Source organism: Oleiphilus sp. HI0079, assembly GCF_001635105.1.
The window spans coordinates 1-952 of sequence record NZ_LWFT01000858.1 but is presented as its reverse complement, the minus strand read 5'-3'; the positions used below and the strand labels follow the sequence as shown (position 1 = coordinate 952).

Sequence of the window (952 nt, the reverse complement as noted above, 5' to 3'; positions counted from 1 at the left end):
TGCTGTTACTCGCGATCTCAGCATTTATGGAGGCAATATGCTCGCTCGAGCTAACCACTTGATCTAACGCAGTACCAGCAAGTCGTGATGAATGCGTGCTTTCAGATGTTGTACTTCGGCTTGCTCGCATCACGTCAACCGCGTTTGCCGTGCCACGTTTTAGCGCTTCAACTGTGTTGGTAATGGCTGCTGTCTCTTGTTGAATTTTGTGGGATAGGCTGCGCACCTCGTCCGCAACCACCGCAAAGCCGCGGCCATTTTCTCCAGCGCGCGCAGCCTCAATCGCCGCATTCAAAGCCAAGAGGTTAGTTTGTTCAGAGATAGAGTCAATGACGGCTAGTAGGTCTGCTACTTGCATGGTGTCATTCTCGACAGTCTGCAGTGCTTCAGCGGCCTTGGTAACCTCTTGTTCAACCATTTGTATTGTTTCTATTGAGTTGCCTGTTGCGGTTTTCCCATCAATCGATTGTTGTTTTGCTTCGTTTGCTGCGCTCAAAGCTTGATCCGCTCGTGAAGCATTGTCAGTGATACTTTCGGATATTTGGTTTATTGAGGACTGAATGTTCGTCATTTGTTCGTTTTGGTTTTCGGCTTGCTGGGTGCCGGCCTGTGCGAGCTGAGTCAACTTGGTGCTTTGCTCGACAAGTGCAATAGATGTTTGTTGTGTTTGTTCAACAAGATTGGCGAGCTTTGATACAAACAAGTTAAAGCTTGCCGCAAACTTAGATATTTCGTTGTCGCCAGAATCATTTAGCCGGCTGCTCAACGTAGCTTGGCCGTTAGCAATCTCGTGCATTTTTATGGCCATATTTTCGATGGGTTTAAATAATAGATTGGCACTGAAAAATATCAGGGTGATAGCGCATGCCGAGACAGCTATGAGTAAAATCAGCAAGCTATAACTAAGCTCCTTTGATAATTGTTGAGCACTTTCAAATGCTTCATTGGCGGT

Annotated in this window: 1 protein-coding gene; it reads right to left on the bottom strand. The window is 46.5% G+C overall.

The window, feature by feature from the left end; all coding sequences use genetic code 11:
* Nucleotides 1-796: methyl-accepting chemotaxis protein (locus A3750_RS16085; RefSeq protein ID WP_231871848.1), on the bottom strand; the 796-nt coding region annotated here is incomplete at its 3' end.
* Nucleotides 797-952 lie beyond the last annotated feature (156 nt).